Here is a 23,702-nt window from a genome sequence, read left to right on the forward strand (position 1 = left end):
GTTCTTCTCGGCTTTTTTTATTTTCAAGGTTTTTATGTATAAATTTATTTAATCACAATATTATCTCAAGGGGGAAACTGGTCAATGAAAAATGTTAAAAGACAGGTAGCAAGAGCTCTAGCGATAACAATAACAGCTAGCATGCTAACATCAATTCCTTTTCCGACTTATGCAAGCACGGAAAATAAAATAAGTTCTGATAAAATGAAGATTACTGCTAAAAGTAATACTGAAGGTCATGATAGTCAGCTTGCAATAGATGGAGACGTATCAACTTATTGGGAATCATCAAATAATTTTAGATGGGTAGAGTTAGAATTAGATGGAACATATGATTTGTCAGGAATTAAAATCTATAACAAGCAAAATGGATACTACAATTATAATATTTATGCAACATCTGATGGAGAAAACTATGAAAAGGTAGCATATAAATCAGATAATTCAGTTGCTGATGATGATGGTGATTTTTATAGCCTAAGTGATGTTAGAGCATCTAAGATAAGAATTGATGTTACCTTCACTTCGGATAATAATGATTCAAATATAGCAGAAATTGAAGTTTTCGGTAATAAAGTCTCTAGCGAAGTAGCAAAAGAAACTCCGATTTCAGTAGAAAACTTTGAAGATACTAAGTGGTCAGAAGAGTATAACAAATTTGAAAACAATATAAATTATGCAAATGAAAAAACTATAAATGAAATGACAAATATGGTTGGAAGAGTTATTGGAGATGAATATAAGGATAGCTTTAAATTTGAAATCATAGAACAAACTTCTTCAGGAAATGATGTATTTGAAGTAGAAGATGGAGCAGATGGTAAAATAGTGGTAAGAGGTAATGATGGTGTATCTTTAGCATCAGGATTTAATTACTATCTAAAGAATTATGCAAAAGTTATGTATAATCCTATAATGGGTTCCAACTTAAATATGCCTGAAGTATTGCCAAATGTAGGGGAAAAAGTTGCAGTAGATACTCCATATGAACAAAGATATTCATTAAACTTCTGTACATATTCATATACAATGGCTTTCTGGGATTGGAATGAATATGAAGCATTTATAGATTGGTCAGCAATGAATGGCTTTAACTTAATCCTTGACATAGTAGGACAGGAGGAAGTTTTAAGAAGAACTTTAAGTGAATTTGGATATTCAGATGAGGAAATAAAAGAATATATTTCTGGACCAGGATATTTTGCATGGTTCTATATGCAAAACATGACAAGCTTTGGAGGACCATTACCAAACAATTGGTTTGAGGATAGAGCTGAACTTGGAAGACAAATGCATGATAGAATGCAAACTCTAGGAATTACTCCAGTTCTACAAGGATATTCAGGTGGAGTTCCATTAGACTTTACTGAAAAGAATCCAGATGCACAAGTAATTAAGCAAGGTGAATGGTGTGGTTTTGATAGACCAGATATGCTTAAAACTTATGTAAATGAGGGAGAAGAGGATTACTTTGCAAAAGTTGCAGATGCATTCTATAAAGCTCAAAAAGAAGTGTTTGGTGATGTTAGTAATTATTATGCGGTTGACCCATTCCATGAAGGTGGTAATACTGGTGGATTAAATAATGGAAAGATTTATGAAACAGTTCAAAATAAGATGATAGAACATGATGAAGATTCAGTATGGGTAATTCAGCACTGGCAAGGAAATCCTAATAATGAAAAGTTATCAGGACTTAAAAAGGATCAAGCTTTAATACTAGATTTAAATTCAGATTTAAATCCAGATTGGAATAGATTTGATAGTCAAGATTTACCATGGGTATGGAATATGCTTCATAACTTTGGTGGAAGAATGGGATTAGATGGACAACCTGAAATATTAGCAAATAATATTCCAGCAGCCTATGCTGAGTCTGAAAATATGAAGGGGATAGGTATAACACCAGAAGCAATTAACAACAGTCCAATAGTTTATGAATTAATTGGTGATATGATTTGGACAAGAGATTCAATAGACTTTAGACAATGGACTAAAGATTATATTGAAAGAAGATATGGTAAGGTAAATGAGGATATTCAAGAAGCTTGGAATATATTATTAGAAACAGCTTATAAGAAAACCAACGATTATTACCAAGGAGCGGCTGAATCAGTAATTAACTCAAGGCCTGCAACTGAAATAAACAGTGCATCAACATGGGGACATAATAATATTACTTATGATAAGGAAGAACTTGAAAAAGCTTTACAATTATTCATAAGTTCATACGATGAATTAAAGGATAGCGAAGCCTTTATTTATGATTTCTTAGATGTAACTAAACAAGTATTAGCAAACTCTGCTCAAGAATATCATAAAGAAATGGTAGCAGCTTATGATAATAAAGATTTAGAATTATTTAAAAAGATTTCAACACACTTCTTAGAATTAATTAAGCTTCAAGAAGAAGTTCTATCAACTAGTCCTGAATTCTTAGTTGGAACTTGGATTGATCAAGCAAGAACTATGTTATCAGGTGCTGATGATTGGACAATGGATTTATTTGAGTTTAATGCAAGAGCATTAATAACTACTTGGGGAGATTATAAAAATCCAGATTTAAAGGATTATTCAAATAGACAATGGGCAGGATTAACTGAAGATTTATATTATAAGAGATGGGAAACCTGGGTTAATAATGTTGTTACTGAAATTGAAACAGGAAGTCCAGCTCCAGAAGTCAATTGGCATAAAATGGAGTATCAATGGGCAAATACTAAGACAACAGAAGATAATAGATATACAACAGAAGGATCAGGAGAAGATTTAGGAGCTTTAGCTAGAATGGCTATGGATAAATTCTCAGTAACTAATATGGATGAATTCTTAGATGGAGAATCAAATGCAGTAGAAAAAGTTAATATAGCTTTAGGTAAGAATGTAGTAGTTGAAGGAGTAGAGACTGATGTAAATTACCCAGCTAAAAACTTAACAGATGGAACTACAGGTACAGCTTGGATGGGAACAGAAGTTAAGTGGCCAGTAACTATGACAATAGATTTAGAAGGTGAAAGAAATCTTAATGGAATAGCATTTGCTCCAAACCAAGCAGCAGGTGGATTTCATATTGATTATAAAGTAGAAGTAAGAAACGGTGATACTTGGAATGTAGTTGGATCACAAGAAGGCGATAGTATAACTGGGACTATATCATTAGATTACAAGGGAACTGCAGATGCTGTAAGGTATACATTTAAAAGTGATAATAAAGAAAACATTCCAGAAATGACTGAACTTATGGTTTATGAAAATGCTGGAGAAAAAGTAGTTTATGATAATATTGCCTTAAAGAAACCAGTTAAAGTAGAAGGGGCAGATACAAGTGGGGATAGACCATCAACTAATTTAACAGATGGCAATGATAGTACAATTTGGGCAGCTACAAGTGAAGCATTAAACTCTTCATTATTTGTTGACTTAGAAGGTACTGAATTTGTTGATAAAGTAGAAATAGTTCATGAAAAAGAAGGATTACCATTTAAGTTTACTGTAAGTGTAACTGAAAAAGATGGAACAGAAACAGTTATATTAGATAAGAGCACAGAAAGTAATGCTTTGGATAGAAGATATACTATAGATGTAAATAGAGAAATAAAGGGAATTAGATATACTTTCCATGGTAAGAATAATGTTGGGTCATATCCTGGAGCTTGGGCAGGACTAGCTGAAATTAAAGCTTTAAGAAAACAAGAAGTTAAAATTGAAGCAGTAAATGTTGCGTTGGATAAGCCGGTAACAGGAAGTACCGCTGAAAATGGAAGACCTCTTTCAAATGTAACAGATGGTAAAGATGATACCTTATGGGTAGCTGATGGTGGAAAATATCCATCTAATGTAAATGTAGATTTAGTTAATTCTTATTATGTTGATAATTTAGAATTAGTATTTGAAAAAGAAGGATTGCCATTTAAGTTTTATGTGGATGTAGTAGATGGAAACAATGAAACTCATAGAGTATTAGATATGACATCTAATGATAAAGTTACAGATTTAAAATATAATATTCCTGTAAATAAGAATATTAAGAAAATAAAAGTTGAAATAACAGGAAATAATGGACAAGGTAATGCATACCTAGCTTGGCCAGCAGTAGCTGAAATTAGAGCTTTCTCAAGACCGGAAAATGTAGCTATAAATGCAACTGTCAATCCTCTAGAGGGAGAGTTTTTAATTGATGGGAATGAAACAAGCGGAACTAATTTAAATGCAGATTCAAATAAAGAGTATGTAATAGATTTTGGTAAGATAGTAGATATCAACACTATTGAAACTATTGGTAAAGCTGATGGTGGATTAAAATACACTGTTGAATATAGAAGCATTGAAAATGAAGAAGAATGGATAGAGCTTGTTGATAATAGCGAAAATACAAGTACAGTAGAAAAAATATTAACAGCTATAAAAAATCCAATTGCTACAGATGCAATAAGAATTAACTTCGCAAATGAAGAATTAACTGTTAATGAAGTTAAGGTTTATAAGGCAGATGTAACAGGTAAATTAGTGAATTACATTGGTGAAGTAGAAAAGATCTACAATAATGCAAAAGAAGGTGAATATGCTGGACAATATCCAAATGCTGCAAAAAATGAATTATTAACAGCAATAAATTCAGCTAAAGCAGCTTCAATGAATGGAATAAACTCTGTTGAAGTAGAAACAGAAATAGTTAAGCTAAAAGAAGCTGTAAATAAATTCTACTCACAAGTTGTAATAATAAATAGAAAAGACCTACTAACTACCATAAGTGATGCTAATATAGTATTGAATGCTTTAAAGACTTCTTTAGGAGCAGAAGCTAAAGAGGACAAGAGAGCTGTGATTAATGATAGTATTGCTAATTTAAAAACTGGAATAACAGAGGCTCAAGCAGTTTATGATACTAAGATTGTAACACAAAAAGAGTTAGATGAGGCTAAGGTTAAGTTAAAGTTAATAATAGAAGAAGGATATGTTTCTCTAGATGCTGATAATAAATATAAAGTAGAATTAGAAATAGCAGAAGGTAGGTTAAATGATGCAGTAGTAGGGGAAGGAAATGGACAGTTCCTTCAATCTGATGTTGAATCATTAAAAGCAGTTATTGCAAAGGCTAAAGAAGATTATACGAGATCAACTACTATAGAAGAAGTAGAGAAGATTATTGATACTTTAAAGAATGCAGTAGGAGAGTTTGATTCTAAAGTAATTATAGTGAATAAAGATGCTTTGGAAGTTGCTATAACAAATGCTGAAGAGACAGTAAAAAATGCTGAAGGAAAATATTATGCAGAGGCAGTTGAAAAGTTTGTATTAGAAATAAATAAGGCTAAGGTAGTATTATTAGATAGTAATGCAAGCCAAGCAACTGTAGATGAAAGTATAAAAGAATTGTTAAATGCAGAATCAGAATTATTAAAATCAGCATTGCCAGATAAGACAGAACTAAAGAACTTAATTAATGAAGGAAAAGAATTGATTAAAGATTTAGGAAAGTATGAGTGTTTATCTAAATTAAAAACAGAATTAGAAAAATTAGTATTAGATGCAGAAAATATTAGAGATAATAATGAAGCAACATTAGAAGAAATAACTGTAGTAGTTGAAGGATTAAAGAATAAAGTTATTGAAGCTAAGGAAGCATTGAAGGTATTTGAAAATACTTCTAAGGTAGAATTAGAAGAAGTAATCAAAAAATCAGAAGCTTTAAATAAGAATGATTACACTAAGGATAGCTATAAAGCATTATTAGTAGAGATTAAAGAAGGAAAGAAAGTACTAGAATCAGAAAAATCCACTCAAGCTGATATAGATTCAGCAATAGCTAGAATAAATAATGCTATTAAAAGCTTAGTTAAATTAGAGAATGGAAATGGTGGAAATAATAATAGTTCTAATAACGGAAATGCAAACAACAATAGTGGAGATCAAGCTAACAATGTGAATAATAATGGTACTACTGGAAAAGAAGATAGTAAGCTTCCTCAAACTGGTGGAGCTTTATCTATATTAACATTAATATTAGGTGGAGCAACAACAGCTGTTGGTGGACTATTAGTAAGAAAGAAAAAGGAAAATTAAAATAGTTTATAAATGATATAGCAAGACGTGGAGTTTTGCTATATTTTTTTGTAAAAAAATTGATAAAAATTTAACATATATTGGTTAAAATTATTGACAATCAATTTCAATTGATTATAATTGTATATATAGAAGATTATGTAAGGGGGAAGATTAATGACTATATTTAATATGAAGGTTGGGGAATCTGGAACGGTAAGAGAGGTAGGAGGAGACCCTAGATTAGCTAAGAGGCTTAGGGCTTTAGGTTGTGTAAAGGGGACTGAAGTTAAGGTTAAGTTAGTTGCACCATTAGGAGACCCAATATTAATATCATTTAGAGGTTTTGATTTAGCTATTAGAAAAACAGATGCAAAAAATATTCATTTAAATGTTTAAGGAGTGTGTAAAATGATAAATGTAGCATTAGTAGGTAATCCCAATACAGGAAAAACCACAGTTTTTAATGCTTTAACTGGGGCAAAACAATATGTAGGGAACTGGCCAGGAGTAACTATAGATAAGAAGTATGGTTTTATAAATAAAGACATAAAGATAGTTGATTTACCAGGTATTTATGCCATGGACACATATTCAAATGAAGAGAAAATATCAAGATCTTATTTAGAAAATGAAGATGTTGACTTAATTATAAATGTAGTAGATGCTACAAATTTAGAAAGAAATTTATATCTTACAACTCAATTAATGCAATTCAATAAGCCGATATTAGTTTTGTTAAATATGATGGATATAGCTAATAAAAGAGGACTTAATATAGATACAGAAGTTTTAGCAAAGAAGCTTGGTGTTAGGATTTTACCAATATCAGCAAAGAACAAAACTGGATTAGAAAATATATCAGAAGAAATCAATAAATCTAAAGAAATTATTCCAAGTTATAATTTAAAATTTAATAGTGAAAAAGAAGCTTATTCCTTTATTGATAAGATTATAAAAGATTCTGCTAAAGGAAAAGGTAAATCAAAATATATAGGAGAAAAAATAGATAAGGTAGTATTAAACCCAATATTAGCATATCCGGCATTTTTAATTGCATTATTTATAATATTTAAGTTTACATTTAGTTGGTTCGGACAACCTTTAGCTGATGCTTTGGATGCCTTTGTAGCAGATATATTTACACCAATGGTAGAAGGATTAGTGGCGAACTCATCAGCATGGTTTCAATCATTAATAGTTGATGGGATAGTGGCTGGAGTTGGAGGAGTTATAGTATTCTTCCCAATAATATTTTCGCTTTTCATTGGTATATCATTCCTTGAAGATTGTGGATATATGTCAAGAATGGCCTTCCTTATGGATAGAATAATGAGAAAAATCGGATTATCAGGAAAGGCATTTATTCCAATAATAATGGGATTTGGATGTTCAGCACCAGCAATAATGGCAACTAGAACTCTTGAAAGTGAAAAAGACAGAAAGATGACAGCTTTATTAGCACCACTTGTAACTTGTGGAGCTAGATTACCTGTATATGCTCTATTCGCTTCAATTTTCTTTGCTTCAAATCAAGAATTTGTAGTAATGGGATTATACTTATTAGGAATAGTAGTTGCAATTTTAGTAGGATTATTATTTAAAAATTCTTTATTTAAGAAAGATGAAGAACCATTCATATTAGAACTTCCAGAATATAAAATGCCAACTTTAAAGAGTATATTATTAAATGCTTGGGATAAGTCTAAAGGCTTTATAATAAGAGCTGGAACATTAATATTTGCAGTATCAATAGTAATTTGGTTCTTAACTTACTTTAATATGAGTGGATTTACTGATGAAATAAATACTAGCTTTTTAGCAAGTGTTGGTGGATTTATATCACCTATATTCAAGCCATTAGGTTTTGGAGGCTGGGAAGCTGGAGTATCAATTATTACTGGATTAGCAGCAAAGGAATTAATAATTGGAACTATGGAAATAGTATACGGAGATTTAGCTGTAGTACTACCAACTATGTTTACAGCAGTAACAGCACTAACTTTCTTAGTATTTGTTTCATTATATACACCATGCTTTGCAGTTATAGGTGTTATGAAAAAAGAATATGGAACTAAGATGATGTATTTATCAATTGCTTATCAATTTGTATTAGCTTGGGTAGCCGCATATTTATTTAAATTTGTAGCAACACTTATTACAGGAGGAGTGACCCTTGCATACACAATAGAATTCTTAATCTTCTTAGGAATACTTTCATTAGGAATTTTACTTTTGGTTAAGTATTTTAACAAAGAAGAGGTTAGAGAAGCAGTACACTCTTAGGAAAATGAATAATGAAAAATGAAGAATGAAGAATTAAGAATTAATGAAAGAACTCAGCTTTGGCTGAGTTCTTATTTTAAATTTTAAGAAGTTATTGAGAATATATATAAAGTTCTTTGTCAAAAACTTATAATTTCATAATTACCTATTGAAAATCACTATCAGTTAATGTATACTATCAATAGTCTAATAGAATTGAAATAAATATCGGTATGTCGGAGGAAGATATTATGATGATTAATAAAAGGCTAATAAATTTATGCAGCCAATCAAAAAAATACATAGGTCTTACTATATTAGCGAACTGGATTGCAATTATATGTAATATAATTACAATTATACTTATTGGACAGTTTATTAATAAGGTTTATGTTGGTGGAGTAAGCGCTATAGATATAAATTCAATTTTAAAACCAGGAATTATAATAGTTTTACTTTTAATTATAAGATTTATATCTAATATCCTATATGCTAAGTTTTCTAATTTAGCTTCATCTGAGGCTAGAACTACTTTAAGAGAACTTGTATATAAGAAGTTACTTAAGTTAGGTACTGGATATAGTGGTGTTGAAAGTACATCGTCTATAGTTCAAGTAATGGTAGAAGGAGTGGAACAATTAGAAATATATTTTGGTAAGTATCTACCACAATTTTTCTATTCATTATTAGTACCAGTTACATTATTTGTATTTATGAGCTTTATATCAGTTAAAGCGGCCTTAGTATTTATACTTTGTGTACCTCTTATTCCGATATCGATAATTGCAATAATGAAAATAGCAAAGAGAATTTTAAAAGACTATTGGAAAAGCTATTCTGATTTAGGTGGAAGTTTCTTAGAAAATCTTCAAGGACTTACAACTTTAAAGGTTTTTGATATGGATGAAGAAAGACATCAAAAGATGAATGTAGAGGCAGAAAAGTTTAGAAAAATAACAATGAAGGTTTTAAGTATGCAGTTAAATTCTATTACAATAATGGATTTAGTTGCTTTTGGTGGTGCAGCAGCAGGAACTATAGTTGCTTTAATTCAATTTAAAAATGGAGATTTACTACCAGGAAGCTTACTTATAATAATACTTTTATCCTCAGAATTTTTTATCCCTCTAAGACTTCTAGGTTCTTACTTCCATATAGCAATGAATGGAATGGCAGCTTCAGATAGAATCTTTGGAATTTTAGATGCAGAAGAAAGACAAAAAGAAGTTGATGATAAAGTAAAAGAAATTAAAGAAGATATAAATATTAAACTTAAAGATGTTACTTTTAGTTATGATGGTGAAAGAGAAGTATTAAAAAATATTAATATGGATATTACACCTAATGGAATAGTTGCAATAGTAGGTGAAAGTGGTTCAGGTAAGAGTACTATAGCTTCTATAATATTAAATAATTATAAAGTTAATAAGGGACAAGTTTTATTAAACAATATAGATATCGAAAAGCTTAATTCAAATCTTGTATATGAAAATATAGGTTTAATATCTACTAATAGTTATATTTTCAATGGAAGTATTTTAGATAATCTTTTAGTAGGCAAAAAAAATGCTACTAATGAAGAAATAAATGAAGCATTAAAGGTTTCAAGATTATATGATTTTGTGCAAGGATTAAAAGATAAATTAAATACTAATGTAGGAGAAGGTGGAAGTGCCTTATCTGGAGGACAAAAACAAAGATTAGCTTTAGCTAGAGCCATACTTGCAAACAGAAAGATGATAATCTTTGATGAAGCTACTTCAAATATAGATGTTGAAAGTGAAGAAGCTATATGGGAAGCTATATACGATCTTTCTAAAGACAAAACTATATTAGTAATATCTCATAGATTAGCTAATGTTAAAGAGGCTAAAAATATCTATGTTATGCATAAAGGGGAATTAGTAGAAGAAGGAACTCACCATGAGTTAATGAATGCTAAGGGATATTATCATAACATGGTAAATAAACAAAATGAATTAGAAGAAATTAGGGAGGTTTGCTAATATGAAAAGAAGATCAGGCTTCCAAATAATGAAGAGACTAATAGTAGAATTAAAACCACTTGCTCCTATAATGTTAATTACAATTTCTATGGGAGTGTTAGGATTTTTAGCTGCTATTTCAATAGCTACTTTTGGAGCAATTGCTCTTGGTGCATTTATTGGAGATATAACTTTTATAAGTTTTAAAGCAGCTTTAATAGTAATGGTTGTAGCAGCATTACTAAGAGGATTCTTAAGATACGGTGAACAATTATCGGGACACTATATAGCATTTAAGATTTTATATATTTTAAGAGATAAGATTTTCACTGTTTTAAGAAAGCTTGCACCAGCTAAATTAGAAGGCAAGGAAAAGGGAAACTTAATTGCTTTAATAACTTCAGATATTGAGCTTTTAGAGGTATTTTATGCTCACACAATAGCACCAATATCTATAGCAATAATAACAAATAGTATAATAGCTATAATATTATTTTTAATTAGTCCAATTTTTGGAGTTGTAGCTGCTATATTCTATATAATAGTAGGTTTTGTAATACCATATGCTTCTTCAAGTTTTGCAAAGGAATCAGGAGTAAATTACAGAAATATTTTTGGAGAAAGTAATAACTATGTTTTAGATTCTTTAAGAGGTTTAAAAGAAGTATTATTGTATAAAAATGGTGAGGAAAGACTTAAGAAAATAAATGAGAATTCTAAAAGATTAAATAAGAGTTTAGATAAGATAAAAGAACATGAAGGAATTATTAGAGCTACTACAGATATTACAATAATGATAGCAATATTAACTTTCGTTTTACTTGGTACAAGCAAGTTCTTATCAGGTGAAATCACATTTACAACTGCTATAGTAGCTATAGTAATAATAGCATCATCTTTTGGACCAGTAGTTGCACTAAGTAATCTTTCTAATACATTACTTCAAACTTTTGCTTGTGCAGAAAGAATATTTGAACTTTTAGATGAAAATCCACAAGTAGAAGAAGTTTCAGGAAAGAATGATATAATTTGTAAAGATATAACTTATAATAATGTAACTTTCTCTTATCCAAATAGGAAAGAAAAAATATTTGAAAATACTAGCTTAAATATTAAAAAGGGAGAAAAGATTGCATTAATAGGAGAAAGTGGAATAGGTAAGAGTACATTTATTAAGCTAATAATGAGATTTTGGGATGTTAATTCAGGAGATATAAAATTAGATAATATAAATATTAAAGAAGTTAACACTAAATCTCTAAGAAATACTCAAAGATTAGTTAGCCAAGAAACTTATCTTTTCAATGAATCTATAATGGAAAATATTAAGCTAGGAAATAAGAATGCTACTGAAGAAGAAGTTATTGAAGCTGCTAAAAAGGCATCTATACATGACTTTATATTAACATTGCCTAATGGATATGACACAAAAGTTGGGGAACTTGGTGGAAATCTTTCTTCAGGAGAAAAGCAAAGAATTGGATTAGCTAGGGCCTTCTTAAAAGATAGTGAAGTACTTATTTTAGATGAACCAACTAGTAATTTAGATGCTTTAAATGAAGGAGAAATTTTAAAGTCTATAAATGAAAACTGTAAAGATAGGACTATAATTCTTATTTCACATAGAAAGTCTACAACAGCTATATGTGATAAAGTTTATAAGCTAGAAAATAAAAAAATAGTATAAGTTAATAAAGAGGATGATAAATCCTCTTTATTAATAATTATTATTGATAATGATTATCAAAATCTAGGGGGAGTACTTATATGACTAAAATAGAAAGAGAAAAAAGAACTATTGAACTTATGATAAAGATTTATTGTAAAAAGAAACATAAAAATAAAGAATTATGTGATGAGTGTCAAGAGTTATTAGAATATGCAAATAAGAGACTTAGTCTTTGTAAGTTTGGAGAAGAAAAAAGCACTTGTGCAAAATGTCCAATACACTGCTATAAAAAGGATATGAAAGAAAGGGTTAAGAAGGTCATGAAATTTTCAGGTCCGAGATTACTTATTTATAATCCAATAGAGCTATTCAGGCATATGACTTACTAATAAATAATATAAAATTTTAGAATAGGAGAAATTAACATGAAATCTATAAAAAAATATGTTTATATAACGGTAGGCCTTATCGCTGTGGTATTAGGAGCAATAGGGGTTATACTTCCTATATTACCAACTACACCATTTTTACTATTAGCATCTTATTGTTTTGCAAAAGGATCTGATAGATTTAATAATTGGTTTATTAATACAAAATTATATAAAAATCATTTAGATTCCTTTGTTAAAGAAAGGTCTATGACGCTAAAAGAAAAAATTTGTATTTTAGCTTTTGCAGATTTTATGCTAGCTTTTCCATTAATTTTTTTAGATAGCTTATTTATGAAGCTTGTTATTGTAGTACTGATATTATTTAAATTTTATTATTTTATTTTTAGAATTAAAACTATAACAAAAGAAGAAAAAGCAGTAATGAAACTTAACAAAGAGGTTTAATTGGAGGATCTATGGAAAGAATATCATCAAATTTATTTATGTTAGCACTATTAATTTATTATATACCAAAACTTTTTAAGATAAAGAAGTTTAATTTTATAAAGGCACATATAGTTGTTGGAAGTATATCTGTATTAGCAATGTGTATAGCTTTAATACAAAAAATAGGACAATCAGACTTTATAAAATATATTGGTTTTACTTCGATTATGGTTGCTATTGGAGTAACAGGATACTTTTCTATAGGAAAAAGGGGACTAGTAAGAAAAATACATATATCTAGTACTATTGGATTTTTTGTATATTTATTTACAGTTGTAGCTATTTTATAATAAATTATCTTTTGTGACTTTGTTACAGTCAAAAAAGTAAAATAAGAATATACTTATATCATAAAAAGAATTTATGACACGGAGGAATTCAAAATGAATAATATAAAAGTATATACAACAAATACATGCCCATGGTGTACAAAGGTTAAGAATTATCTAAAAAGCAAAAATTTAAATTATGAAGAAGTTAATGTTGGATTAAATAGAGTAGCAGCAATGGAAATGGTAACTAAAAGTGGACAAATGGGAGTTCCAGTTTTAGATATTAACGGTAATATAGTTGTTGGATTTGATAAGGGAAGAATAGACTCATTATTAGATTTATAATTGTTTAACATTACCTAATTAGTTGATTAGTAAAAAAAGTAAAGCTACAATTAAAGTAGTTTTACTTTTTTATTTTTAGGGGGAACTATGGATTTTAGATATGAATTATTAAAGTCATATCCTTTTTTAAGGGATATTGAAAATGAAGTGTTAGATTTATTTTTTAAGAGAATAATTGTAAACAATTATGAGGTTGGTCAAAATATATTTAGTGATAAGGTAAGTTGTATAGGTTTTTCTTTCATTTTAGAAGGGCGTCTTAGAATTTATAAGATTGGTGATGATGGAAAAGAAATAACTCTTTATAGAATTGGCAAAGGAGATAGCTGTTTTAATACTATTTTATGTGCATTAACTGATTCGGATGAGATTTCTTTTGCAGATGTAGAAGAAAATGCTTTAATAGCTATTCTACCAATGGATTTATTTAAAAAATATTTAGTTAATAATAGCAGCTTTTTAAAATATATGTTTAAAAATTTATATAATAAATTTGAGAATGTAGTTGAAGGATTAGAAAAAGTAACTTTTGATAGTATTGAAAATAGGCTTATAAATTACTTTAATGTAAAGCTTGAAGATAATAATGGCGCAAGGATTATATATACCACCCATGAAAAGATTGCAGCTGACATAGGATCATCAAGAGAAGTAGTAAGTAGAAGCTTAAAAGCATTAGAAAAAAGAGGGTTATTGGAGCTTGGAAGAGGAAAAATTAAAATAAAGAATTGGATTTATTAAGAAAAACTTGACAATTAAGTAGGTATATCTTAAAATTTGCATATAGTGATATTATTGATATTATTATAACAATGTTGAAAAAAATGGTATTAAGTGGGGTGGTATAATGGATAGTAACTATAAACAATATGAGGATGTAGCAGAAATTTTAAAGGTTTTAGCGCACCCAGTTAGACTTTGTATAGTTAAAAATCTTTTAGAAAAAGGCAGTTGTAATGTAACAAATATGCATAGTTGTTTAGGTATGCCTCAATCAACAATTTCTCAACATCTTCAAAAGTTAAAAAGCATAGGAATAATAAAAGGTGAGAGAAATGGATTAGAAATAGTATATGAAGTTGTAGATAAAAGGGTTGGCAAAATAATAGAAGCTTTATTAGATAAATAAAACAATTTGAAATAGTAATATATTTTATAACCTTTAAGAATTTGATTACACTTTTCAATATTTTTGATATAATAATTAGGGTGAAGTTTGAAAAGGGTGATGTAATATGGCAATTCATGATTGGAAAAGTTTTTTTATGCCTTATGAGCAGGCAGTAGATGAGCTAAAGGTTAAGCTTAGAAGTATAAGAAAGGAATATAGAAAAAGAAATGAATACTCACCTATAGAGTTTGTTACTGGTAGAGTGAAGGAAATTTCAAGTCTTTTAGAAAAGGCTAACAAATTTAATATTCCAGTAGATAGACTTCAATATGAAATTGAGGACATAGCTGGCATAAGAATAATGTGCCAATTTGTAGATGATATAGATAAGGTAGTTGAAATAATTAGAGGAAGAAAAGATATGCAGATCCTTTATGAAAAGGACTATGTTAGAGGAGTAAAGGAAAGTGGATATAGAAGCTATCATATTGTTATTAAATATCCAATAAATATGGCAGAAGAACAAAAGGAAATACTAGCAGAGTTTCAAATAAGAACTTTGTCAATGAATTTCTGGGCAACTATAGAACATTCATTAAATTATAAATATAAAAAGCAGCTTCCTGATGTGGTAAGAGAAAAGTTGAAAAAAGCGGCAGATGCAGCCTTTGAATTAGATGAACTTATGTTGGATATTAAAGATGAAATCAAAGATGCACAAAAATTATTTGAAATTAAATCAGATATTATCTCTAATATAATGCATAATATTTTAGCTTTGAAATCTTTTGGGAAAAATGCAGAAGCAAATAGATTTGAAAGTTCTCTAAATAAGCTAGTTGAAGATGGAGAAATAAATGAGCTTAATAATTTATTAGTAATAGTAAAAAGAGAAGTTAGTAAATACAGAGACTAGTACAAATGTATAATATATATTAATTGAGAAATTCTAAAAAAATTTAAAGTGAAAAATAAAATGTAAAATTAATGAAGGAATTCGGTTTTGACTGGATTCCTTTTATTTTTTAGAAGATTATAGAGTTTAAATTATGGATAATTATTTTTATTTGTATGTATTTATTAAAAATAACGAATAATTCACATATTTATGTGGAGTATTTTTCAAAATATGTTGACAGTGATAATCTTTATCAATTATAATGGTAATCAGTTGATATGAATTATCAAATGACGGGAGTGGAGTTTATGGCTAAAAAATCTTTGTGGATTATAACGATATTATTATCAATTATTTCGATTTTTGTTGGTGTAATAGATATAAATATATTTAATTTAACGTCAGAGGATGTACAAGTTCTTATGATAAGTAGGCTTCCAAGGTTAATAAGTATATTAGTAGCTGGTGTTGGAATGAGTATAAGTGGTGTTATTATGCAACAAATAAGTAATAATAAATTCATTTCGCCTAGTACAGCAGCAACTGTAGATTCAGCCAAGCTTGGAGTTTTATTTTCAATGATAATATTTACTTCAGCAAGTATATTTCAAAAAATGATTTTGGCTTTTATCTTTTCTGTAACTGGTACTTTTATATTTATGACAATACTTAAGAAGATAAAGATAAAAAATGTAATATTTATACCTTTAGTAGGTATTATGCTAGGAAATGTAATTGGATCTATAACAGACTTTTTCGCATACAGATTCAATTTAAATCAAAGTATGGGAGCATTTTTACAAGGAAGCTTTTCAACAGTTTTAAAAGGAAACTATGAAATTTTATATTTAAGCATACCTTTAGTTATTATAGCTTTTTCATATGTACATAAATTTACATTAGCAGGTATGGGTGAAGAGATGTCAATAAGCTTAGGTCTTAATTATAAGAAGGTAACCAATTTAGGAGTGGTAATAGTTGCTTTAATTTCCTCCTTAGTTGTAATAACAGTAGGTAGTTTGCCTTTTGTTGGTCTTGTAATACCTAATATAGTTTCTATATGGAAAGGTGATAATTTAAAAACTAATATGCCACTTGTAGCTCTTTTAGGGGCAAGCTTTGTTTTAGTTTGTGACATAATTAGTAGAGTTATAATAGCGCCATACGAAGTTCCTATCAATTTGACAATAGGAGTTATTGGAGCAGTAATATTCCTTTATTTAATACTTAGGAGGAATAACTAATGAATAAGAATAAAAAACAAATAATAATAATGTCAATTATAGCTATAATTTCCTTAATTCTTTTTATAGTATGGGGGTTAACAGCTAAAAATTATAGATTTAATTTATCATTAAGAATTCCTAAGGTATTAGGTATTTTAATAGCAGGTGGAAGTATTTCAGTAGCATCTATACTATTTCAGACAATAACAAATAACAGAATTATAACTCCAAGTATTATAGGTTTAGATTCTTTGTACAGTTTAGTTCAAACAGTTGTTGTATTTGTTTTTGGATCTACATCATTATTTATGGTGAATAAAACTGTTAACTTTTTAACATCAGGAACATTAATGGTGCTTTTAGCAATGATTTTATTTAAAGTTGTTCTTAAAAAAAGTAAAAATAATATATTTCTTTTACTTTTAGTAGGAACAGTAGTAGGAACATTATTTAGAAGTATGTCATCATTTATGCAGGTTTTAATTGATCCCAATGAATATGATGCACTTCAAACAAAGTTATTTGCTTCATTTAGTTTAGTTAATACAAAGATAATACTTGTTTCTATTATAATTATAGTAATATTAGGACTATTTTTATATAAAGATTTTGGTAAATTAGATGTTATGTCATTAGGAAGAGAACAAGCTATAAATTTAGGCGTTGATTATGATAAGTTTAGCAAAAAAATATTAGTTATTGTAGCAATTTTAGTTTCATTATCAACGGCATTAGTTGGTCCTATAACATTTTTAGGAATATTAGTTGTTAATTTAACTTATGAAATAACGAAAACATATAGACATTCAGTTCTTCTTATAGTTGGTACTCTTATAAGTATAATAGCATTAGTAGGTGGACAATTCTTAGTAGAGAGGGTGTTTACATTTAATACAACTATAAGTATAATAATTAACTTTATTGGTGGAATTTACTTTATAAATCTATTATTAAGGGAGAGTAAACTATGATAGAAGTAAGAAATATAAATAAAAGCTATGGAAATAAAAAAGTTGTAGATAATGTTTCTTTTAAAATAGAAGAAAGAAAGATAACTTCTTTTATAGGTCCAAATGGTGCTGGTAAAAGTACTGTTTTATCTATAATATCAAGACTCATGGATGCAGATTCAGGTGAAGTATTTATAGATGGTAAAGAGATAAAAGAATGGGATTCAAAGGAATTATCAAAAAAACTTTCTATATTAAAGCAAAGTAATAACTTAAATATAAGACTAAGTATTAGAGAGCTTGTTTCATTTGGCAGATTTCCTTATTGTGAAGGAAAGCTTAAAAAAGAAGATGAAAAAATAGTAGATAATGCTTTAGAATATATGCAACTTACAGATATTCAAGATAAATATCTTGATGAGTTAAGTGGAGGACAAAGACAAAGAGCATACATAGCCATGATAGTAGCTCAAGATACAGATTATATTTTCTTAGATGAACCATTAAACAATTTAGATATGAAGCATTCAGCAGAAATGATGAAAATGCTTAGAAAAATGGTTAATGATCTTGGAAAAACTATAGTAATTGTAATACATGACATAAACTTTGCTTCTTGTTATTCAGATACAATAGTAGCATTGAAAAATGGAGAACTTATAAAACATAGTGAAACTAGAGAGATGATAACAGAAAAAAGTTTATCAAAGCTTTATGATATGGACTTTAATATAAGAGAAGTTAACAATCAAAAAATATGTATTTACTTCTAGTATAAAAAATGATATAAATAAAAATTTATATAAAGATAAAATGGAGGTATTTTAATGAGAAAGAAAATTATAGCTATATTAGGTATGGTTATGGCATTATCAGTAGGGGTTATGGGATGTACTAGCAATAGTGCAGGAACGGATAGCAATGTAGCAGCGCAAGAAGAAAATAAAACAATTGTTGTTACAGATCAAAATGGAGAGGTAGAAGTACCTGTTAATCCTAAAAATGTAGTAGTTTTAGATTATGGTTCGTTAGATATAATGAGTAAGTTAGGGGTTGAGCCAGTAGCACTACCAAAGGGTTCATTACCAGAGTACTTATCACAATATAAAGATGAAAAATATATTGATTTAGGTGGAGTAAAGGAATTTGATTTAGAAAAAATAAATGCAGCTGAACCGGACTTAATTATAATTGAAGGAAGACAAGAATCATATTATGAAGATTTAAAGAAAATTGCTCCAGTATTATACTTAGGTACAGTTAATAATGATATATTTGCTTCAGCAGAAAATAATGCTAAAATTTTAGGTCAAATATTTGAAAAAGAAGATAGCGTAACTTCTGAATTAGAAAGTTTAAATAAGAGAGTTGAAGCTGTAAAGGCGAAAGTAGAAGAAAATAATTCAACAGCTTTAATAGCAATGTTTAATGAAGGTTCATTATCAGCTTATGGTGTAGGATCAAGATATGATATGGTTTATAGCAAATTTGGATTCAAAGTAGTGGATGAATCTATAGAATCTTCAAATCATGGTCAAGGAATATCATTTGAATATATAAAAGAAAAGAATCCAGATTATTTATTTGTTTTAGATAGAGGAGCTATAACAGGAGCTCAAGCGTCTGTTAAAGAAGCTATGGAAAATGAATTAGTAAAAACAACAAAAGCTTATGAAGATGGACATATAGTATATGTAGACCCACAAGCTTGGTATGTTGGCGGAAGTGGATTAATGGCAATAGATGTTATAATTTCAGATATGGAAACAGCAGTAGGAATAAAGTAATAATTTAAAATATATAATGAATAATTAAGGTAAGAACTACTAAAAGTAAGGAGCTATTAAAAACAGCTCCTTATTTTTATTGGATTTTATATTCTAAGGAAGTTAACTTAATAAAAATAACTAATGTTAATGATAAATTATCAATAATAACTGTTTTTAATAATAAAAAATATGATTTTAGTGTAATGTTTTTTAAAATTTAATAAAAATATCTTTCTGTATTTACAATGGATAATAATTATTATATAATAATCAATGTCGAAACGGCAAAACGTAAATGAAATAAATTTAAATATGGAAATGAAAAGATATAGGAGGAGTTTAATTATGAAGAAATTTGTTTGTACAGTATGTGGATATGTTCATGAAGGGGATATGGCACCAGACCAATGTCCAGTATGTAAGGTAGGAGCAGATAAGTTTGTTGAACAAACTGGAGACTTAAAGTGGGCAGATGAACATAGAGTTGGAATTGCTAAAGATGTAGATCCAAGAATTATTGAAGGACTACAATCAAACTTTATGGGAGAATGTACAGAAGTAGGAATGTACTTAGCAATGTCAAGACAAGCTGATAGAGAAGGATATCCAGAAGTTGCTGAAGCTTACAAGAGAATTGCATTCGAAGAAGCAGAACACGCTTCAAAATTCGCTGAATTAATCGGAGAAGTTGTAGTAGCAGATACAAGAGCTAATTTACAAGCTAGAGTTGATGCTGAGCACGGAGCTTGCCAAGGAAAGATGGATTTAGCTAAATTAGCTAAGGAATTAAACTTAGATGCAATCCATGATACAGTTCATGAAATGTGTAAAGATGAAGCTAGACATGGACAAGCATTCAAGGGCTTATTAGATAGATATTTCGGAGATAATAAATAGCCTCTATTATATATAAACTATATATAATAAACCAATAGGAAGCTATATAGGAGCAAAGTACTTCTATATAGCTTCTTATTTTTAAATTATAAAAAGTTAACAATTATATAATATTAAATTTAACTTATTATCTTTAAATAATGATAAAATTAATTATAATTAAATGATAAGATAAAATATTTAATGTAGAAATAGAGGTGAAATAAATGCATGCATCTGTTTGGATTATAATAGCTTACCTTGTTAGTATCTTATGTGCTATATCATTAATATTTATTGAACGTAAGGAGGCTACCACTACTTGGGCATGGTTATTAATTCTACTAGTATTACCGGTAGTAGGTTTTGTATTATATTTAATGTTTGGTCAAAATTTAAGCAGACAAAAGATCTTTAAAGAAAAAAAGGTTACAGATGAAAGAAAATCTAAGGAATTATTAGAGAAATTTAAAGAAGAAGAAAGAAATAGCAGAATGTCTGAGGAATTTATAGAACTTATTAGAATGAATTACAATCATTCAGGAGCTTTATATACTAATGGTAATAGCATCGAAACCTTTATAAATGGTGAAGATAAATTTAAAGCTTTAATAGAGGACATAAGATCAGCAAAGAATTTTATACATATTGAATACTATATATTTAGATTAGATGAATTAGGTAAAACTATAATTAACGAATTAAAGAAAAAAGTAGATGAAGGTGTAGAGGTTAGACTTTTAGCTGATGGTATGGGATCTAAAAGTTTAAGGACTAAGGATATTAAGTATATAAGAAGTCTAGGAATTAAATTCTATTTATTTTTCCCAGGAATATTACCTTATGTTAATACTCGTTTAAACTTTAGAAATCATAGAAAAATAGTAGTTATAGATGGAAAAGTAGGATATGTTGGTGGATTCAATGTAGGAGATGAGTATATAAATAAAGGAAAGCAATTTGATTTTTGGAGAGATACTCACGTAAGAATTAAAGGAAGGGCTGTTGACGAACTAAATAAAAGATTTATATTAGACTGGGATTATGCATCAGAAGGAGAATTAAATACATATGAAAAGTATTTTCCAAAACAAACTGAAGAAGGAGATATTGGAATACAGATAATTTCTTCAGGGCCAGATCATAAAGAAGAATATATTAAAAATGCATATATGAAAATTATTAATGATGCAAAGAAGAGTGTCTATATTCAAACACCTTATTTAGTTCTAGATGAGCCTATGAAAGAGGCATTAAAGATTGCTGCACTATCAGGGATAGATGTTAGAATAATGGTACCTGGAGAGCCAGATCACTTCTTTATGGCATGGATATTAAGTGCTAATATGGGCGAACTTATGGAATATGGTGTTAAAATTTATAAATATGAAAAAGGATTTATACATTCTAAAACTATTGTAGCAGATGGAAAGGTAGCAAGTATTGGAACAGCTAACCTAGATATTAGAAGTTTTCAACTTAACTTTGAAATAAATGCAATTATTTTTAATTGTGATTTTGCATCTAAGCAAGAAAAAATATTTAATAAAGATATTGAAGATAGTAAATTAGTTACTTTGGAAGACTATAACAATAGAGGAAGAGCTATTAGGATTAAAGAAGCATTAATTAGGCTTATAGCACCAATACTATAAGATTGCGAAGCAATCTTAAAATTAATAATGCATAATTGATAATGGATAATTAAGGATGTTTTGCACAGCAAAACTTAAAATTTAATTGGTGCGAAGCACTCTTTATTTAAAAATCCTTAAGGATTTTTTTCCTTGATTATGCATTATAAAAATGCTCGCATTTTATTCTTGTTGTGAAAGAATAAAAATATTCATAAAATATTGACAAGGTGATATATTTTGGTATAATTAGGTAAAGAATTCAAATTTATGGAGGACTATATGAAAGGAATTATGAATAAATTAGCAAAATTTTATAGCTTTTTTTACTTTACATTCTGGGGCTTTTTCTTTAGCGCTGGCTATTTGTTTTGCAAAAAAAATAATTCGTTTCAAGGTGAGTTTTTGATATAGATTTGTATATTTTGGGTGATGAATATATAGTGATTATTATAAGAGAACTCCTAAGGGTTCTCTTTTTTTATATAAAAAATGATTTGAATTAGTAAAGAGAATAATTTAATAGAAATTTAGTTTCAATATTTGATTTTTAATTTATTTTAAATAATCTAGCTGGTTAGATTATAACCTAAATTATTCATTATTAATTTTTAATTATTAATTAAATTTAAAGGGGGCTTTATTTATGGTAATAATTTTAAAACCAAGAACAAAGGAAGAGGAAATAAAAAGATTAACAGAGGAATTAGAGAAAGAGGGAGTTAAAGTAAATCCTGTAGTTGGGTCTGAATTAATTATATTAGGACTTGTAGGAGATACGAGTAAAATAGATCCTTTAAAGATAGAGGCAAAGGACATAGTTGAAAAAGTAATGCATGTTCAAGAGCCTTTCAAGAAGGCAAATAGATTATTCCACCCATATAATACTGTAATTAATGTTGCAGGACAGGCGATTGGTGGAAATAAACTAGCAATGATAGCAGGTCCATGTTCAGTAGAAAGTGAAGAGCAGTTAACTTATATTGCTGACGAAGTTAAGAAGTTAGGGGCAAACTTCTTAAGAGGCGGAGCTTTTAAACCAAGAACATCACCATATAGTTTCCAAGGATTAAAGCATGATGGACTAGAATTATTAAAAATTGCAAGAGAAAAAACTGGCTTACCAATAGTAACAGAAATTATGTCACCATATGATGTTGAAATTTTTGAAAGAGATGTAGATGTTATTCAAGTTGGTGCTAGAAATATGCAAAATTTTGATTTGTTAACTGAATTAGGTAGAACTAAAAAGCCAATACTGTTAAAAAGAGGTTTATCTGCTACAATAGAAGAGTGGCTTATGTCAGCTGAATATATAATGGCTGGTGGAAATGAAAATATAATATTATGTGAAAGAGGAATAAGAACCTTTGAAACTTACACAAGAAATACTTTAGATTTAAGTGCAATACCAGCAGTAAAAAAATTAAGTCATCTACCAGTTATAGTGGATCCAAGCCATGCAACAGGAAAAAGATTTATGATATCTCCACTTGCAAAGGCAGCAATTGCAGTAGGTGCAGATGGACTTATAATTGAAGTTCATAATAATCCTGAAAAAGCACTTTGTGATGGGCCACAATCAATTACACCAGATGACTACAGTACATTAGTAAAAGAATTACAAACAATTGCAGCAGCAGTTGGAAGAGAAATATAATATAATGAAGAATGGATAATGAATAATTGATAATTGTAGATGAAACTCAGCTGAGCTGAGTTTCTAAATATTAATTAAAAATAATTCCAGTAGGAGTTTTTAAAATTAAATATTTTAGTAAT

Annotated in this window: 19 protein-coding genes; all 19 read left to right on the forward strand. The window is 28.6% G+C overall.

Translation table 11 applies throughout. The features are described 5' to 3' along the window. The first annotated feature begins 84 nt into the window (after window positions 1-84). The 19 genes from ACQPUY_RS06835 (at window position 85) to aroF (ending at window position 23,580) form a co-directional block, all read left to right on the forward strand. Complete coding sequence (locus ACQPUY_RS06835; protein WP_430840398.1) at window positions 85-6,063, forward strand: alpha-N-acetylglucosaminidase TIM-barrel domain-containing protein; 5,979 nt, start codon at window positions 85-87, stop codon at window positions 6,061-6,063. 156 nt (window positions 6,064-6,219) lie between these two features. Further along, entirely contained in the window at window positions 6,220-6,441 is a 222-nt protein-coding gene (locus tag ACQPUY_RS06840) for a FeoA family protein (protein WP_430840399.1), read from the forward strand. Between the two features lie 12 nt (window positions 6,442-6,453). Next, complete coding sequence (gene feoB, locus ACQPUY_RS06845) at window positions 6,454-8,328, forward strand: ferrous iron transport protein B (RefSeq protein ID WP_430840400.1); 1,875 nt, start codon at window positions 6,454-6,456, stop codon at window positions 8,326-8,328. A gap of 230 nt (window positions 8,329-8,558) precedes the next feature. Further along, entirely contained in the window at window positions 8,559-10,313 is a 1,755-nt protein-coding gene (locus tag ACQPUY_RS06850; protein WP_430840401.1) for an ABC transporter ATP-binding protein/permease, read from the forward strand. 1 nt (window position 10,314) lies between these two features. Further along, window positions 10,315-11,979 carry a thiol reductant ABC exporter subunit CydC gene (gene cydC / locus ACQPUY_RS06855; RefSeq protein ID WP_430840402.1) on the forward strand — a complete coding sequence of 555 codons (1,665 nt, stop codon included), beginning with the start codon at window positions 10,315-10,317 and terminating at the stop codon, window positions 11,977-11,979. A gap of 80 nt (window positions 11,980-12,059) precedes the next feature. Beyond that, window positions 12,060-12,350 carry a nitrous oxide-stimulated promoter family protein gene (locus ACQPUY_RS06860; protein WP_430840403.1) on the forward strand — a complete coding sequence of 97 codons (291 nt, stop codon included), beginning with the start codon at window positions 12,060-12,062 and terminating at the stop codon, window positions 12,348-12,350. Between the two features lie 36 nt (window positions 12,351-12,386). Further along, window positions 12,387-12,797 carry a YbaN family protein gene (locus ACQPUY_RS06865; RefSeq protein WP_430840404.1) on the forward strand — a complete coding sequence of 137 codons (411 nt, stop codon included), beginning with the start codon at window positions 12,387-12,389 and terminating at the stop codon, window positions 12,795-12,797. Between the two features lie 11 nt (window positions 12,798-12,808). Beyond that, the gene (locus tag ACQPUY_RS06870) at window positions 12,809-13,129 is read left to right on the forward strand and encodes a hypothetical protein (protein WP_430840405.1); all 321 of its coding nucleotides are present in this window, start codon (window positions 12,809-12,811) and stop codon (window positions 13,127-13,129) included. A 93-nt stretch (window positions 13,130-13,222) separates the two neighbouring features. Next, entirely contained in the window at window positions 13,223-13,456 is a 234-nt protein-coding gene (locus ACQPUY_RS06875; RefSeq protein ID WP_430840406.1) for a glutaredoxin domain-containing protein, read from the forward strand. Between the two features lie 87 nt (window positions 13,457-13,543). After that, the gene (locus tag ACQPUY_RS06880) at window positions 13,544-14,197 is read left to right on the forward strand and encodes a Crp/Fnr family transcriptional regulator (RefSeq protein ID WP_430840407.1); all 654 of its coding nucleotides are present in this window, start codon (window positions 13,544-13,546) and stop codon (window positions 14,195-14,197) included. 106 nt (window positions 14,198-14,303) lie between these two features. Continuing rightward, on the forward strand, window positions 14,304-14,585 hold the full coding sequence (locus ACQPUY_RS06885; protein WP_430840408.1) for an ArsR/SmtB family transcription factor: 282 nt from the start codon (window positions 14,304-14,306) through the stop codon (window positions 14,583-14,585). A 106-nt stretch (window positions 14,586-14,691) separates the two neighbouring features. Beyond that, the gene (locus ACQPUY_RS06890) at window positions 14,692-15,483 is read left to right on the forward strand and encodes a GTP pyrophosphokinase (RefSeq protein ID WP_430840409.1); all 792 of its coding nucleotides are present in this window, start codon (window positions 14,692-14,694) and stop codon (window positions 15,481-15,483) included. A 290-nt stretch (window positions 15,484-15,773) separates the two neighbouring features. Beyond that, window positions 15,774-16,709 carry an ABC transporter permease gene (locus ACQPUY_RS06895; protein WP_430840410.1) on the forward strand — a complete coding sequence of 312 codons (936 nt, stop codon included), beginning with the start codon at window positions 15,774-15,776 and terminating at the stop codon, window positions 16,707-16,709. Next, window positions 16,709-17,662, forward strand: coding sequence for an iron chelate uptake ABC transporter family permease subunit (locus tag ACQPUY_RS06900; RefSeq protein ID WP_430840411.1), 954 nt, complete (start codon window positions 16,709-16,711; stop codon window positions 17,660-17,662). The genes ACQPUY_RS06895 and ACQPUY_RS06900 overlap by 1 nt, the downstream gene beginning before the upstream one ends. Next, window positions 17,659-18,414, forward strand: a complete 756-nt coding sequence (locus ACQPUY_RS06905; RefSeq protein WP_430840412.1) for an ABC transporter ATP-binding protein — start codon at window positions 17,659-17,661, stop codon at window positions 18,412-18,414. The genes ACQPUY_RS06900 and ACQPUY_RS06905 overlap by 4 nt, the downstream gene beginning before the upstream one ends. Before the next feature lie 54 nt (window positions 18,415-18,468). Then, complete coding sequence (locus tag ACQPUY_RS06910) at window positions 18,469-19,428, forward strand: siderophore ABC transporter substrate-binding protein (protein ID WP_430840413.1); 960 nt, start codon at window positions 18,469-18,471, stop codon at window positions 19,426-19,428. 327 nt (window positions 19,429-19,755) lie between these two features. Beyond that, window positions 19,756-20,307 carry an NADH peroxidase gene (locus tag ACQPUY_RS06915; protein WP_430840414.1) on the forward strand — a complete coding sequence of 184 codons (552 nt, stop codon included), beginning with the start codon at window positions 19,756-19,758 and terminating at the stop codon, window positions 20,305-20,307. Between the two features lie 206 nt (window positions 20,308-20,513). Then, on the forward strand, window positions 20,514-21,941 hold the full coding sequence (gene cls, locus ACQPUY_RS06920; RefSeq protein WP_430840415.1) for a cardiolipin synthase: 1,428 nt from the start codon (window positions 20,514-20,516) through the stop codon (window positions 21,939-21,941). Between the two features lie 625 nt (window positions 21,942-22,566). Next, entirely contained in the window at window positions 22,567-23,580 is a 1,014-nt protein-coding gene (gene aroF, locus ACQPUY_RS06925; protein WP_430840416.1) for a 3-deoxy-7-phosphoheptulonate synthase, read from the forward strand. Window positions 23,581-23,702: the final 122 nt, after the last annotated feature.

Origin of the sequence: Clostridium nigeriense (genome assembly GCF_050585245.1) — a bacterium.
Lineage (GTDB): Bacteria > Bacillota > Clostridia > Clostridiales > Clostridiaceae > Clostridium > Clostridium nigeriense_A.

Coding starts and splice junctions, on each gene's coding strand:
- ACQPUY_RS06835 (WP_430840398.1), top strand. CDS start 85: ATGAAAAATGTTAAAAGACAGGTAGCAAGAGCTCTAGCGATAACAATA.
- ACQPUY_RS06840 (WP_430840399.1), top strand. CDS start 6,220: ATGACTATATTTAATATGAAGGTTGGGGAATCTGGAACGGTAAGAGAG.
- feoB (WP_430840400.1), top strand. CDS start 6,454: ATGATAAATGTAGCATTAGTAGGTAATCCCAATACAGGAAAAACCACA.
- ACQPUY_RS06850 (WP_430840401.1), top strand. CDS start 8,559: ATGATGATTAATAAAAGGCTAATAAATTTATGCAGCCAATCAAAAAAA.
- cydC (WP_430840402.1), top strand. CDS start 10,315: ATGAAAAGAAGATCAGGCTTCCAAATAATGAAGAGACTAATAGTAGAA.
- ACQPUY_RS06860 (WP_430840403.1), top strand. CDS start 12,060: ATGACTAAAATAGAAAGAGAAAAAAGAACTATTGAACTTATGATAAAG.
- ACQPUY_RS06865 (WP_430840404.1), top strand. CDS start 12,387: ATGAAATCTATAAAAAAATATGTTTATATAACGGTAGGCCTTATCGCT.
- ACQPUY_RS06870 (WP_430840405.1), top strand. CDS start 12,809: ATGGAAAGAATATCATCAAATTTATTTATGTTAGCACTATTAATTTAT.
- ACQPUY_RS06875 (WP_430840406.1), top strand. CDS start 13,223: ATGAATAATATAAAAGTATATACAACAAATACATGCCCATGGTGTACA.
- ACQPUY_RS06880 (WP_430840407.1), top strand. CDS start 13,544: ATGGATTTTAGATATGAATTATTAAAGTCATATCCTTTTTTAAGGGAT.
- ACQPUY_RS06885 (WP_430840408.1), top strand. CDS start 14,304: ATGGATAGTAACTATAAACAATATGAGGATGTAGCAGAAATTTTAAAG.
- ACQPUY_RS06890 (WP_430840409.1), top strand. CDS start 14,692: ATGGCAATTCATGATTGGAAAAGTTTTTTTATGCCTTATGAGCAGGCA.
- ACQPUY_RS06895 (WP_430840410.1), top strand. CDS start 15,774: ATGGCTAAAAAATCTTTGTGGATTATAACGATATTATTATCAATTATT.
- ACQPUY_RS06900 (WP_430840411.1), top strand. CDS start 16,709: ATGAATAAGAATAAAAAACAAATAATAATAATGTCAATTATAGCTATA.
- ACQPUY_RS06905 (WP_430840412.1), top strand. CDS start 17,659: ATGATAGAAGTAAGAAATATAAATAAAAGCTATGGAAATAAAAAAGTT.
- ACQPUY_RS06910 (WP_430840413.1), top strand. CDS start 18,469: ATGAGAAAGAAAATTATAGCTATATTAGGTATGGTTATGGCATTATCA.
- ACQPUY_RS06915 (WP_430840414.1), top strand. CDS start 19,756: ATGAAGAAATTTGTTTGTACAGTATGTGGATATGTTCATGAAGGGGAT.
- cls (WP_430840415.1), top strand. CDS start 20,514: ATGCATGCATCTGTTTGGATTATAATAGCTTACCTTGTTAGTATCTTA.
- aroF (WP_430840416.1), top strand. CDS start 22,567: ATGGTAATAATTTTAAAACCAAGAACAAAGGAAGAGGAAATAAAAAGA.